This window comes from Terasakiella sp. 4MB5A (assembly GCF_050058155.1).
GTDB lineage: Bacteria > Pseudomonadota > Alphaproteobacteria > Rhodospirillales > Terasakiellaceae > Terasakiella > Terasakiella halodenitrificans.
This window is the reverse complement of record NZ_CP188815.1, coordinates 1,651,598-1,665,693: the sequence shown is the minus strand read 5'-3', so window position 1 is coordinate 1,665,693 and position 14,096 is coordinate 1,651,598. Positions and strand designations below refer to the sequence as shown.

Below are 14,096 nucleotides of genomic sequence, written 5' to 3'. Positions count from 1 at the left end.
GCTTCTACAAAGGGTCAAGATTTTTCTGCCCTTTTACAACTCTAAAGAGACTATCTAATTGAATACATTGAATATCTTTATGAAAGTTTTTTGACAAACTGCATCTTTTTTTAGGGAGATTGGCTAGGAATCTAACGTCGCCCAACCGGTAAGCGGGGTCCTGCGGTTAAGCGTTCAGCCAGAATGTCGCGTACATATCGGAAGGTTTCTGCAGGGCGCCCCCCTGTGCGGCTTTCAAATTTTCCGGTGCCTTCCACCAGACCACTTTTTTCCACCATACGACGGAAATTTTGTTTATGCAGGAGGTTACCTGTAATGGCTTCCACCGCTTTTTGCAGCTCAAACAAGGTAAAAGTTGGCGGGACGAGTTCGAACACCACCGGGCGATATTTCAATTTTCCACGCAAACGGCCCATTGCGGTTGCCAAAATACGACGATGATCCAGAACCATTGCATGACTGGGATCGTTCGGCCCTTTTTTTAAGTCCTGATCACGCGCTGCTTCTGTCACCAAACCCGCTTCGTACAGCAACTCATAACGTTCCAAAACGCGATCTTCGTTCCAACGGACTTCTTCGGAGCCAAAACAAGCATCAATGCGCGCAAATCGTTCGCGAATTTCAGACGGACTTTCCGCCTTGGCCGCCCATTCTTCCAAACCGGGTTCAAGTTCCTGGGTAATGATATCCGGCTTCCCATCACGCCAATCTTCCCACGGGAAATAACGATACCAGTTTTGCCATAAGGCCTCCCCGGCTCCGGCGAGTTTCGCTTCTTGCGCCAAAGCTAAGTAACCAATGGAGAGAATACGCCCGCCGAGTTCGCGTTCGCGTGGGTCACGCCCACGATCCCCAAAGGTATAAAGTTGTTCCACATATCCAAGGTCAAGTTCGGCCTGTTCTTCCACCCAGGAACGTAAGCCCATATCCAACGTCCTGTGCCGTCCCGGATAAAACGGACCATATGGCAGGGCTTCCAGCGTATTTTCACTTAAGGCTTCACCTTGGCGCGCTGCCCCTTCTTCGGTTGAGGCCAAAGCGTGATCCACCCGGCGAACCACCAGAATACGCGGTTCGGCATCCGTCACCGCAACAATAACAGCCGTCAAACCGATTTGAACGCTGCCTTCATTTTCAATGCTGCTGGCGGAAAAGCCACTCATCCTTAATCCAACCCTTCAATCACCGCATGCCCGGCTGTATCTGAAAATTTTTCAAGCTGTTCTCGGGTTGCCTTTTCCTGATATTTAGCTTTGTACGCCTCATATGGCATGCCGTAGACAACCTCTTTTGCATCATCCATCGACAAGGCAACATCGCGTTCATTTGCCGCAGCTTTATACCATTTTGCCAAACAGTTTCGACAAAAACCCGCTAAATTCATAATATCGATATTCTGAACATCACTGCGTTTTTGCAGATGTGCCACCAGTCCACGAAAGGCGGCGGCCTCCAGTTCCAGACGTGTTTGATCGTCCATATTGTCTATCCTTCTTTTTGTTCCGCGCACGCAATACAAGTCGGTACCGCCGGGTCAAGCTCAAGGCGCTTGGGTGCAATTTCTTCATCACAAGAAACACAATACCCAAAATCCCCACTTTCTATACGCGACAAAGCACTATTGATGCGTTGTATTTCGATTTTACGTCTTCGGTCAAGTTCCAGCGCCATGGCTTGCCCCTGCAACGCATCCATACGCGATAAACGCCCAACCTTGGTTTGATCCAATTCTACAGGCGCACGTCCTTCTTGCGAGGCAGCTTCCAATGACAACAGCTCCGTTCTTAAAGACAATAACCTTTCTTCGAACGCCTTCAGATCAGTCATCATATACGTCTTCTTCAATCAATACCGGATTAGATGCCAGATATGCCGAACTGTTCATGACCAGACTGACCAATTCCGGTTGGCGATTTGTACCTGTTTTACGAAAAACCTGTTTCAAATGGCTGCGTACTGTATTCATGGATACGCCAACCTCATCAGCAAAGGTTTCCAGTTTTTTACCAACAATAAGGGCCTGTAACAAACGGGCTTCGGCTTCCGTCAAACCGTAAAGACGGGCCAGAACATTTGTCGGTGGTTCATTGTGTCTTTCCGGGTCATTGATAAAAACAGCAACATTACCATGATCGCGGCTAACATCTTCATCCGGTAACGGGACAACCAACAAGGAAAATGATCGTCGATAAGACGGGCGCGAGACCGTCATGGCACCGCCTTCACGCTGATCACCATCTCCTAAATCAATCGCAGCATCTCCAATCAGTGCATGAAGGTTTTTTGTTTCGGCGACTTTGGCCGTTCTAAAAATGCCGGTCGGCCCCACATCAACGCCATCATTTTGCGCAAACAAGTCACTGGCATTGTTATTCATAAAAACCACTTGTGCCGAACGATCAACAATAACCACCCCCATTGGTAATTGATTTAAAGCGGCTGCCCCAAAATCACGTGTCGGCTCTTCAGAAAATTCATCCGAGCTAAACATTTCATTGTTTTCATCGGGAACAAACGTCTCACCTTGCAAAACCTGTTCTAAGGCATGACGCATTTCAGATGGGCTGAAAGACTTGAACATATAGCCCGCGACACCACACTGTAAGGTCTTGTTAATTGCCTTGCGACTTTGTGTTGCCGATATAATCACAATCGGCACTTCCGGGCGTTTACTTTGTACCGCACGAATACCGTCCAACCCCGCCATTCCCGGCATATTCAAATCCGCAATCACCAATGAAAAATCAATATCTTGTGATAAAACCTTCAAAAGATCGGGATAGCTTGTCGCCTGCAGGATATCGGCATATTGTTCCATTTCACGCAATACCCCCTTAACCCCCTCCAACACCAGCGGATGATCATCGGCAACGACAAAAGTAGTCTTCATTATTATATCCCATTCATTTCTTTATATTTTTTGGGTTTTCATTTTTCCGGCCCGTCTTGCCCCGGAAAAGTTCCAGCGTGAACGGTGCGAATAATTTGACGTAGTTTAGCAGGTCGCAACGGTTTATGCAGCAGAATGAACCCACTTGATTTTGCTTCCTGAATTCGATCCGGTGCCGTATCTCCGGTTATAATCGCCGCCGGGATCTGTTGCCCCAATTGTTCATGGATTAAACGAATGGCTTGTGCCCCGGTCAAGTCTTCCTGCAAACGATAATCTGCCAAAATCAAATTTGGTTTTTTCACAGATTTCTCCACCCGCATTAAAGCCTCCTGCGTGGAAGAAGCCGCAATCACATCGTACTTCCAACCGGAAATCAATTGCTCCATTCCTTCCAATATGTCCGGTTCATCATCAATGACCAGAACCAAGGGCACTTGATTACCACTTAAGACAACTTCAATGGGCTTTTCTTCCTGTGTATTAATTTTAATTTCATCGCGTTCAACTTCCAGACTAAACGTTGTTCCTTTACCAAGAAATGATTTAACCTCAAGGCGATGTCCCAACAAGGAAACAACTCGATCTACAATCGCCAATCCCAGTCCTAGCCCTCGACGGCGATCACGCGCTGGGTTTTCAAGCTGTTGAAATTCGACAAAAATGTCTAAAACCTTATCTTGTGGAATCCCGACGCCGGTATCACTCACTTGAATAGCCACATTGTCGCCACGACGACGCACCCCCAACAAGACACCGCCTTCACGGGTATAGCGCACCGCGTTAGACATAAGGTTCGATAAAACACGTTCCAATAAAACCGGATCACTATGAACAGCAATATCAGGGCAAAACGATTTTAGAACCAACCCTTTTTCTTGTGCCCGCCCATTATATTGTTTTAACAATCTATTGATCAAAGGTCGGAGCATCACGGATGTTTTTTCCGCCTTCATCACACCGGCATCCAGCTTGGAAATATCCAAAAGCGCGTTTAACAACCCCCGTAACGCTTCCAGACTGTCGGAAATATTATTAATAATTTTCAGATCGGCGCGGGCATTATCATTGTCAACTTTACTGCGACGATCTTCCAATGCTGATAAAAACATACCAATTGCGTGTAACGGCTGGCGCAAATCATGGCTGGCCGCTGCCAAAAACTTCGATTTTGCTTTATTGGCATTTTCTGAATCTTGTCGCGCCTGCTCCAAGCGGGTTTCCGTTTTAATTCGTTCCGTAATATCAATGACCAATGAAACCGTACCGCCGTCCAATGTCGGGGCTTCACTCACCTGAAGATAATGGCCATTGGACAGGGCTTCCATAAACACACCGCTGGGTTTTTTACGAAAGCGTTTGCGACGTTCCCTATATCCTTCATGGTCGCGTACCCCGTGACGTTCTTCCATCAAAAGGGCGAGTTCTTCAAAGGTGACACCAGGGCGAATACGATCGTTTAAGACTTTGTAATACTGATAATATTTGCGGTTACACAGAACAAGACGATTTTCATGATCCCAAAGCGCAAAAGCCCCCGGCATAATTTCATTCGCTGCCATCAAACGGCTGCGGGCCTGTGTTTCCGCTGTGATATCTGCACCGGTTCCACGATATCCTTTGAAAACACCATCGCTATTAAAGATTGGCTTTCCACTGACCTTGGTCTGACGCCAAACCCCATCCGGGCAGCGGATAGAATAGGAAAAATCACGAAAACGCCTTCTGTTTTTCAGATCGTTTGCATGATGCAACCATTTTTCAGGATCATCTTCTTCACTGCGCGCCAAGGATGCAAACCCCATAGGGGTTGTTCCTAAAATATCATTGCGGGTAAAGCCAGTAATGTCGAAAAAACGATCTGATATTAATGAAAACTTCAGATCAGAATCAGTTTCCCAAACCCAATCCGATGTAGCTTCCGCAACATCACGAAAACGTGCCTCACTCAGCTTCATAATTTCTTCGCGTTGTTTGATTTCATCCACCAAATAACGCAAAGCATCTGCCATGTCTGATATTTCGTCTGCGCCATCAATTTCGATTGCACATTCCCCACCTTCAGCGTGAACACGCATGCTTTCTTTCAACATGTTTAACCGAGTAAGGATACGCCACACAAATATCACGCAAAAAAAGCCTACCACCACCACAGCCACTAACACGATGTTCGTCAACAATGCCGTTCTACTATCGACCAAAAGCTGGAATTCATGACTATTTTCTTCAATATCTTCACGCATACGCCGAATGAGATCATTGACAGAGTAAACAAAACGACTGGACAAACGTTCATTTACAGCAAGAATACCCGAAATCTTCCTTAGCTCCTCCCCCAGTTGGCCTTGCAGTTCGATCAACCCTTCCTTGCCCATAGCGACTTCGCGCAAACTGGCCAGCAATTTAGCTTCCTGCCGTGTCCCCATTTCTTGTTCAAGAAGGGGCATTCGTTCAAATGCAATCAGGACACTTTCACGTAATTTTTCAAACCGGACGGGTTCAGTTACACGTTGCATAAGCAGCAATTGGTCCAGTAGATCACTAAAAACAGCAAACCATTTTTCGTTTGTGTCATTTTCCAACGCTTTCTTTGCCTGAAAAATATCCAGCAATTCCGTATAGCGTCGGTTAATCCGCACGTTAATGTCGATTCTATTTTGTATCAACAGGTCAAGACGACCAAAATTATTCAGTAACTGTTGTCGTGTTTCGTTAATCACTTCCAAAACACCGTCATCAACCTGATAATCTCGTAAAGAATCAATAATTTCCTGAAGCCAGCGCACGCGATCTGCAATACGAAACGAAATTGTTTCTCGTTGGGCTTGGGATTTAACACGGACAAGCATCGGTGCACTTGCAACAATCGCTTCGCTTTGTTGTCCCAGCTGATAGGCTTGCGTCATCGCAGGAACACGCGATAGAACAACTTGCTTGATACCAGAATTGATTTTTTGAATGGAAAATATACCGACACCGGCTGCAATAACCGTAAACAGAACGGCGAGCGTAAAACTCGTTATCAATTGAGCAAAAACACCAAAACGAACCCTGCCCATGCGAAACACAAACCATCCAGTTAATAATTTTCGTTTCAGTAGTTTAGGCTTTTTCTAGAAAAGTTGAAACACTTTCCCGTATGCTGAAATGATATATAAAAAAAAGGGTGATAAGAAAGCTTATCACCCCAAGTCCGCCGAGAAACTACGTCGTACTCAGAACCCCAATATGGAGAACTGTTTAGATAATGACGGACCCAGACCTTCCTGCCTTCACCCATTTGGGTGAATTGGAATGATTTTCACTTATTTATTTGAATAAGTTTCGATCAATGCCAAAAAAAAAGGGTGATAAGAAAGCTTATCACCCCAAGTCCGCCGAGAAACTACGTCGTACTCAGAACCCCAATATGGAGAACTGTTTAGATAATGACGGACCCAGGCCTTCCTGCCTTCACCCATTTGGGTGAAGGCCTTATCTTTTTTTATGACAATGTTTAAAACATGCCCTTCACAACTGAAACTAGCCTCGGCCTTTCGCAACAAGACCTGCCAAGAATTTCTTAGCTGTGCCGGCTTTCAAAAACTCAAGCGCACAGCCCAGCTCTTTGTCTTTCTTCTCGCCAATTTCCGGGCAACTCTCAACCGAGGTATTGCCCAGCACACCTTCTTTACTATGAAGGTCGTCTTCAATAAATTTCTTTGCATTCAAGACATTTGGTAAATCAGCCTCACGGGGAGCGTGATATTTATCTTTTGCGCCGCCCTCTGTTATGGCCTTTTCAACATTTTCGTCCTTGTTATCATTTGCTGCAACGGGAACTTCGGGCAAATCAAGACGGATATCCGGTGCAACCCCAACCTTTTGGATCGTACGCCCTGACGGCAGATAATAAAGCGAGGTCGTTAAACGAACCGCGCCTTCACGCATCAATGGCATAATCGTTTGCACAGACCCTTTGCCAAAGGTGCGACGTCCCATCAGGATTGCCCGATTATGATCTTGTAAAGCACCTGAGACAATTTCAGATGCCGAGGCTGAACCCCCATTAATCAGCACCACCAGTGGCACACCTGCGGCAACTTCACCAACGGATGCCCCAAAATTGCGTACATCTTCCGCTTTGCGCCCTCGGATCGACAACACATTGCCTTTTTCAAGGAACATATCACTTAACGCCACAGCTTGCGTTAACAACCCACCCGGATTATTGCGCAAATCCAGAACAATCCCTTTCGGTTTTGTCCCCAGTTCACCGCGTGCCTTTTCAAAGGCTTTTAAAACATCCGCTTCCATACGTTCTGAAAAAGAAACCACGCGGATGTGTAAATACCCATTATAAAGGGCAGAACGAACCGCACGCACCTGAATAATGGCACGAACGACTGTCAAATCAAACGGGGCTGTATTTTCGCGCTCAATCGTAACAGTCACGGAACTTCCTGGTTTACCACGCAAGGCCCGAACCGATTTGGTCATGGTCCATTCTTTAATGGATGCACCATCCACATGGGTGATATGGTCACCCGCCTTGACCCCGGCACGATCCGCAGGCGTATCTTCAATCGGAGAAACGATTTTAAGAAAACCCTCGCCTTTTTGAACTTCAATACCCAACCCGCCAAATTCACCGCTGGTATCGACCATCAGTTCCTGAAATTCGGCAGGTGTCATATAACCGGAATGCGGGTCCAGCTTTGCCAGCATCGCATCAACGGCAACTTCCACTACTTTTTCCGGTTTTGCCTTACCGCGCGGTGTTCCATCCTCTTTTTGATTAAGCCAGTCGTCCTCATCTGCCTTTAATCCATCAATCGCATACGTGATGAGGTCACTATCTGATATCTGTTTCACATAGTGGCTACGCACGACTTTAAACGCATCAACAAACTGGTTAAATTGCTCATCACGTTTGTTTGTTTCAACAGCCGTTTGTAAATAAACTTCTTTAAAGCGCGCCAATTCAGCCATCGCTTCTTTTGGTAAACCGCGCGTTCCCGTCAAAGAAGACATCCAGCGTTCAACTTGCGCCGTTTGCAAGGCGCAACCGCTGAGTGACGGCAGGAATACAGTTGCCACAGCCAAAGCCAGAACAACCATTAAAAGGGACGGAAGGCGGGGCCAAAAATTCATTTTCTTACACAGCTTCTCTAATTCAATCTATATCGCAGATAACTTATAAACATGTGGGGTATCTTGCCTCGCAAAGCAAGATACTACATACAAACATTCCCGCCAAACGCGGGAATGTTTATTATAATCAAAATTTTATTGCTGCATAATTAAAATGCATCAACCATCAGCATTCATACCTGCAATCAGGGCATCCAGAGTTTCTACCGCCTTGTCGTTGGCAACCTGACAGGTGCCGGCATTTTGATGCCCCCCGCCGTCATAACTCAACATTAATTCACCCACATTTGTGTTTGATGTTTTATTGAGAATGGATTTCCCACAGGCAAACACTGTATTTTGTTTTTTCAAACCCCATAAAACGTGAATAGAGATATTTGTATCCGGGAACAACGCATAAATCATAAAACGGTTTCCCGTATAAATAATATCTTCGTGGCGTAAATCCAGAACGGCAACATTGCCATGAACTTGTGTACAGCGTTTTAACTGATCAATGAACTTCGGTTCATGCTCCTTGTACATATCAACGCGTTCTTTAACATCCGGCATCTCTAAGATCTCTTTAATCGACATGTTGGCGCAACAGTCAATTAAATCCATCATCAACTGATAGTTGGAAATTCGAAAATCACGGAAACGTCCAAGTCCTGTGCGTGCATCCATAAGGAAATTCAAGAGAACCCAATCTTCCGATTTCAGGATTTCTTCACGGTTGAACTGTGCGGCATCCCCCTTGTCAACCGCTTCCATCATTTCATCCCAGCTTGCCGGGAATTCGCCATGTCCACCGTAATAACGCCAAACAACACGTGCCGCAGACGGTGCATCCGGGTCAATCACATGATTGGCAGGGCTGTCATCCAATCGTAAAGTTTCACTCAGATGGTGGTCAAACGCCAAATGAACACCTTCGACATAAGGCAAGTTGGTCGTAATATCGCGGTTCGTAATTGCAACCTTACCATCTTGCATATCTTTGGGATGAACAAAGGTAATTTCATCAATCAGGTCCATTTTCTTCAACAGGACTGCGCAAACCAAACCGTCAAAGTCGCTTCGTGTGACTAAACGAAACTTTTCCCCCATGATATTTTCTCCTTATTTGTTATCGGCAAGGGCATGACCACTCGCATGGGACTCTCCTCATATAGATAACAAGTTATCCTAATTGTAAAAGAGTTTCAAAGCTTTCAGGTGGAAAAAAATATTTTTTCTATAACCCCAGCGCGCTATACATCATCTTTAAACTGGTAACGAATAGAAAAACCGCAAATCCTTTTTTTAAATACTGCGGATTAACAGAATGTGCAATTTTCGCCCCTAAGGGCGCACAAGCAACCGTCATCGGTACAATCAAGCCAAAACCCAATAGATTGACGTAACCAAACGACCCCACCGGCAAGCCTTCTGTCCCCCAACCCGATATCATAAAGCCGATCGCCCCCGGCACTGCAATGATCAAACCAAACCCCGAGGCAGACGCCACCGCCTTGCGTATGGGATAATTAAATGCCGTCAGTATGGGAACGCTGATAGATCCCCCGCCAATACCGACCATGACGGAAATAGATCCGATGATAAAAGCACATATGAATTCCAGTGGTTGACCTGGCAGGCCTTCGCTCAAATGTCCACCGACTTTGCTTAACAACATCTGTATCGCGACGAACAAGGCCAAAACAGAAAACATAATGGTCAAAACCTGCCCTTTTAAAAAAGCGGCCAGAATTGTTCCCGCAATAACACCAAACACTACCCCCGGTGTCCATCTTTTCAGAAGCAACCAATCCACGCCGCCTTTTTTATGATGGGAACGCACCGACGAAATGGAAGTTCCAATAATAGTTGCCAAAGAAGTGCCTACGGCCACATGCATGGCAACATCAGCAGAGGTACCGAATAATTGAAATAAAAAAAACAGCACAGGGACAATGACAATTCCGCCACCAACCCCCAACAAACCTGCCAGAACACCCGCAATAAACCCTGTTGTTCCCAAAGCGACAATGATTTGGAGGAGGAAAATGGGATCGTTTAAAAGCTGGCTCACCAAATGATCATCCGTTTAATTGAGACTGTACATATTTGGTTTAAACAGTTTTTTAACGTCGAACAAGCCAGAACCAAAACGATAGTCTTCTGATAACCTTCTAATGAATTGTCATTTGATTCCATCCTATTGTTAGATTACAGTTTTATGAAACAACAAAAAAACAGGGATGCATTATGGCAAACGGCGCAGAATTGGACATTTTCACCATCACCGCAGGTTTAGGCGGCGGTCTGGCAATTTTCCTTTTTGGATTAGAACAGCTTTCCGCAGGATTAAAAGCGGTTGCTGGCGAAAAAATGAAAAACATTCTTGCAAAGCTGACCTCCAACCGGTTTTTAGGCATGTTCACCGGTGCCTTTGTCACCGCCATCATTCAGTCCTCTTCTGTCACTACCGTTCTTGTCGTCGGTTTTATCAGTGCCGGACTAATGAAATTGTCCCAATCCATCGGTATTATCATGGGGGCAAATGTCGGGACAACCATTACAGCCCAGATCATCGCCTTTAAAATTACCCACTTTGCTATGGTTATGGTCGCCGTTGGTTTTTTCATGTTTTTCTTCGGACGTGGGGATAAATTTAAACAATACGGTAATATGATTATGGGGTTAGGCTTGGTCTTCCTTGGCATGAATTTAATGTCGGATGCCATGTATCCCTTGCGCAGTTATGAACCCTTTCTCGACCTGATGGTCAGTATGGAAAACCCGTTTTTAGGTTTGCTGGTTGGTGCAGCCTTTACAGCCCTTGTCCAATCATCGTCAGCCACAACCGGAATTGTCATCGCCTTGGCAACGCAAGGCTTGCTATCACTTCCCGGGGGAATTGCGCTCATATTCGGGGCCAACGTCGGCACCTGCGTTACAGCAATGCTGGCTTCCATAGGAAAACCACGTGAAGCCTTGCGCGCCGCTGTCGTTCATGTCCTGTTTAACATCGCGGGGGTCTTATTGTGGATCGGTTTTGTCGATCAACTGGCGAGCCTGGTGCGTGACATTGGCGGAATGACAAGCGGGACGGCCCGTGACATCGCCAATGCCCACACAATCTTCAACGTTGCCAATGCTTTTATTTTTATCTGGTTCGTTACGCCCTTTGCCAAACTGGTCGAACGTCTTGTTCCTTTAGAAAGCGACAGTACTGAAATCTCGGCAAAACCCAAATATCTGGACGAACCTTTAATTTCCACACCATCCATTGCTTTAAACGCCGTTCGCATGGAAATTGGAGAATTAGGCAAGCATGTTCAACGTATGATGCAGGCCATCTTGCCCGCAACCCTGACCGGGACCAATGCGTCCCTGGATAAGGTCGCTAATATGGATGCAAATGTGGATAGCCTGCATATGGCAATCCTGAAATATGTTCGAAAAATCGGTGCGCAATCCTTGGGCGAAGAAGATATGCGCGAAGTAGTCCGCCTGATGTCGGCAGCCAATCATATTGAAAACATCGGCGATTTAATCGAAACCGACCTTGTTCAAATCGGGCGGCGACGGATCGAAGAACGCATCCATGTCAGCCCGGAAACAACCCGTTTATTGAAATCATTCCACACCAAAGTTGACCATTCCATCGAACTGGCATTGGAGGCTTTGATTAACGAAGACATTGAAATTGCCCATAAAGTCATTGATATGAAGCATAGCATTGCCAGTGATGCCACCGCCATTTCAGCCTTTGGAGCAACGCGTCTTTTGGCAGAAGGTGAAAACCGCCATCATACCTATTCACGCGAAATGGAAACGATGGAACGTCTGCAACGTATTTATTATTTCGCCAAACGCATTGCCAAAGGCGTTATTGCCAAGGCAGATTCACATGAACTGGAAAACTGGGACGAATACGATCAGGACCACCCCGCCGTTCAAACACAAACGGCAGAGTGACCTACTTTGTCCTTACTGATACTTTGCAAATACGGCTTTAACGTCATCCGGTAAAGGTGTGCTTTTCCCCGTTTCCAAATTGGCATAAACCAAAATGGTTTCGGCAGTGCTAAAACATCCTTGCTGGCAAAATAGACCTTGGTGCAAAGTCACCGAACTATTACCGATACGTTTTACCCGTGTACCGATTTCAATGTCGTTAGGATAATGAACTGGGGCGAGATAACTGACGTTAATATTTGCCAAAAGCCAATTCACCTTGGCACTGAAATCATGCCCCATATTTTTCACAAAAAAGTCCGCTCTTGCGGTTTCACAATAAACAGCCGACGCAATATTGTTCAGGTGATTAAGCGCATCCATATCCGCAAACCGAAAGATTTCCGGTGTCCAGAATTTAAAATTCGCCCGATCCGTCAAATCGATTTGATCTTCTGACATGATTTACGCTCCGTACATCTCTTCATATTTTGCCAAAAAATCCGCCCGCAAAGCTCGTTTAGCCTTTTGATGGGCGGGCATATTCAGGCTTGCGAGGTATCCCGCAACATCATTAACACGGCTATTCAAGGCATCCGCCTCCACGGCCTCATCCAAAAAACCAACTTGAACGGCCTGATCCGGGGTATAGATAACGCTGTTAGCAAGGGCAGGAATTTGTGCCGGTTTTGCAAGACGGTCTAAAACCAGATCAACACCATAACCCGGCATTTCCACACCAATAGCAATTTCGTTCAAACCAATTTTTGCAGAACCATTCACCCCAATGCGGTAATCACAGGACAACAGCAAAATCGCCCCCATTGCCAAGGCATGACCGGCACTTTTGGCAATCACGGGACGGCCTGCATTCAACAAACGATAAGAAAGGGCAAAACCTGTTTTTAATAAACGGTCCCGATCCGGTCCTCCGGCTTTCATTGTCTCCAGATCAAACCCGGCGCAGAAACATTTTGCACCACCTTCCAGGACAATCGCATCACTGTTTTTTTCAGCTTCATCCAAGGCTGCGTTCATCTGCGCCGCCATTTCAAAAGACATGGCATTGGCTTTGCCATCATCCATTTTAATCACGCCGATTTTATCTTGTTGTTCAAATGTGACGATCTGGGACATTGTTATTTTTCCTCTTCCATAAATTTTTTACTTTGGTCAGCCTGTTGGGTGACAGCCTGTACATATTCCTTTTTCATATTATGGATCAAGTCTTTAACGTGAGGGACATCATCAATGGACCCAACACCCTGCCCCGCCGACCAAATATCTTTCCACGCGCCTTTCTTTTTTTCGTCATCCATCGTCAATTCAGACCCGAAATCAATCTCGGTCTTATCCGGTGTCATCGCTAAATCAATCCCGGCACGATCCAGACTAGGACGTAGGAAATTCGCATAAACCCCTGAAATTTTAGGCGTATAGACAATATCTTGCGCCCGGCTTTTAACAATCATATCTTTATAATCAACTTGGGCCATCGCTTCTTTGGTGGCGATAAAACGTGTCCCGATATAGGCGAGGTCCGCGCCCATCATTTGTGCTGTTGCCACATCGCGCCCCGATGACAAACAACCTGCCAGCAAAATGGTTTTATCATAGAATTGGCGAATTTCACTGACCAATGCAAAGGGGCTCATCTCCCCCGCATGACCACCGGCCCCGGCACTGACGCAAATCAGACCATCGGCCCCGGCCTCTGCTGCTTTTTTGGCAAATTTTAAATTAATCACATCATGAAAAACCAAACCGCCATAGCCGTGAACCTTGTCGATCAGGCTGGGAACCGCCCCCAAGGAGGTGATAATCAACGGAACTTCGTGCTTAACGCAGATATCAAGATCGGCCTCCAGTCTGGGGTTGCTGCGATGGGCAATTAAGTTTACCCCGAACGGTGCTGCCTTTTCGCCTGTTTGAGATTCAAATTCAGCCAATTGCTGTTTAATGGTGATAACCCAATTTTCAAATCCATCACTTGTACGTTGATTTAAGGCGGGGAACGTGCCCACTACACCGGATTTGCAGGTTTCAATGACCAGTTCGGGGCCTGACACTAAAAACATCGGTGCAGCAACAACCGGCAATTTCAGATTATCATTAAAATTTTGCGGTAAAGTCATAGCCTTCTTTCCTT

At 46.0% G+C, this 14,096-nt stretch carries 12 protein-coding genes; 1 reads left to right on the top strand and 11 read right to left on the bottom strand.

What is annotated here, in order from left to right:
* Positions 1 to 131: 131 nt before the first annotated feature.
* The 8 genes from ACI0FF_RS07710 to ACI0FF_RS07675 all read right to left on the bottom strand — a co-directional run bounded on the left by ACI0FF_RS07710 (position 132) and on the right by ACI0FF_RS07675 (position 10,076).
* The gene (locus ACI0FF_RS07710; RefSeq protein ID WP_419799527.1) at positions 132 to 1,163 is read right to left on the bottom strand and encodes an NUDIX hydrolase; all 1,032 of its coding nucleotides are present in this window, start codon (positions 1,161 to 1,163) and stop codon (positions 132 to 134) included.
* 2 nt (positions 1,164 to 1,165) lie between these two features.
* The gene (locus tag ACI0FF_RS07705; protein ID WP_419799526.1) at positions 1,166 to 1,480 is read right to left on the bottom strand and encodes a DUF1244 domain-containing protein; all 315 of its coding nucleotides are present in this window, start codon (positions 1,478 to 1,480) and stop codon (positions 1,166 to 1,168) included.
* Positions 1,481 to 1,485: 5 nt separating this feature from the next.
* Complete coding sequence (locus tag ACI0FF_RS07700; protein WP_419799525.1) at positions 1,486 to 1,830, bottom strand: TraR/DksA family transcriptional regulator; 345 nt, start codon at positions 1,828 to 1,830, stop codon at positions 1,486 to 1,488.
* On the bottom strand, positions 1,820 to 2,890 hold the full coding sequence (locus tag ACI0FF_RS07695) for a response regulator (RefSeq protein WP_419799524.1): 1,071 nt from the start codon (positions 2,888 to 2,890) through the stop codon (positions 1,820 to 1,822). The genes ACI0FF_RS07700 and ACI0FF_RS07695 overlap by 11 nt, the downstream gene beginning before the upstream one ends.
* A gap of 38 nt (positions 2,891 to 2,928) precedes the next feature.
* The gene (locus tag ACI0FF_RS07690) at positions 2,929 to 5,949 is read right to left on the bottom strand and encodes an ATP-binding protein (RefSeq protein WP_419799523.1); all 3,021 of its coding nucleotides are present in this window, start codon (positions 5,947 to 5,949) and stop codon (positions 2,929 to 2,931) included.
* A gap of 463 nt (positions 5,950 to 6,412) precedes the next feature.
* Complete coding sequence (locus tag ACI0FF_RS07685) at positions 6,413 to 8,023, bottom strand: S41 family peptidase (RefSeq protein ID WP_419799522.1); 1,611 nt, start codon at positions 8,021 to 8,023, stop codon at positions 6,413 to 6,415.
* A gap of 159 nt (positions 8,024 to 8,182) precedes the next feature.
* Complete coding sequence (locus ACI0FF_RS07680) at positions 8,183 to 9,112, bottom strand: exopolyphosphatase (RefSeq protein ID WP_419799521.1); 930 nt, start codon at positions 9,110 to 9,112, stop codon at positions 8,183 to 8,185.
* Positions 9,113 to 9,239: 127 nt separating this feature from the next.
* The gene (locus ACI0FF_RS07675) at positions 9,240 to 10,076 is read right to left on the bottom strand and encodes a sulfite exporter TauE/SafE family protein (protein WP_419799520.1); all 837 of its coding nucleotides are present in this window, start codon (positions 10,074 to 10,076) and stop codon (positions 9,240 to 9,242) included.
* A gap of 176 nt (positions 10,077 to 10,252) precedes the next feature.
* Between ACI0FF_RS07675 and ACI0FF_RS07670 the strand changes: the two genes are divergently transcribed.
* Positions 10,253 to 11,968 (top strand): Na/Pi cotransporter family protein, encoded by a 1,716-nt coding sequence (locus ACI0FF_RS07670; RefSeq protein WP_419799519.1) that lies wholly within the window; start codon positions 10,253 to 10,255, stop codon positions 11,966 to 11,968.
* 12 nt (positions 11,969 to 11,980) lie between these two features.
* On the opposite strand, the gene ACI0FF_RS07665 is transcribed toward ACI0FF_RS07670, so the two are convergent.
* The 3 genes from ACI0FF_RS07665 to ACI0FF_RS07655 are packed head-to-tail and all read right to left on the bottom strand — an operon-like array spanning position 11,981 to position 14,082.
* Entirely contained in the window at positions 11,981 to 12,409 is a 429-nt protein-coding gene (locus ACI0FF_RS07665) for an acyl-CoA thioesterase (protein WP_419799518.1), read from the bottom strand.
* A 3-nt stretch (positions 12,410 to 12,412) separates the two neighbouring features.
* On the bottom strand, positions 12,413 to 13,084 hold the full coding sequence (locus ACI0FF_RS07660; protein ID WP_419799517.1) for a crotonase/enoyl-CoA hydratase family protein: 672 nt from the start codon (positions 13,082 to 13,084) through the stop codon (positions 12,413 to 12,415).
* A 2-nt stretch (positions 13,085 to 13,086) separates the two neighbouring features.
* On the bottom strand, positions 13,087 to 14,082 hold the full coding sequence (locus ACI0FF_RS07655) for an NAD(P)H-dependent flavin oxidoreductase (RefSeq protein WP_419799516.1): 996 nt from the start codon (positions 14,080 to 14,082) through the stop codon (positions 13,087 to 13,089).
* Positions 14,083 to 14,096 lie beyond the last annotated feature (14 nt).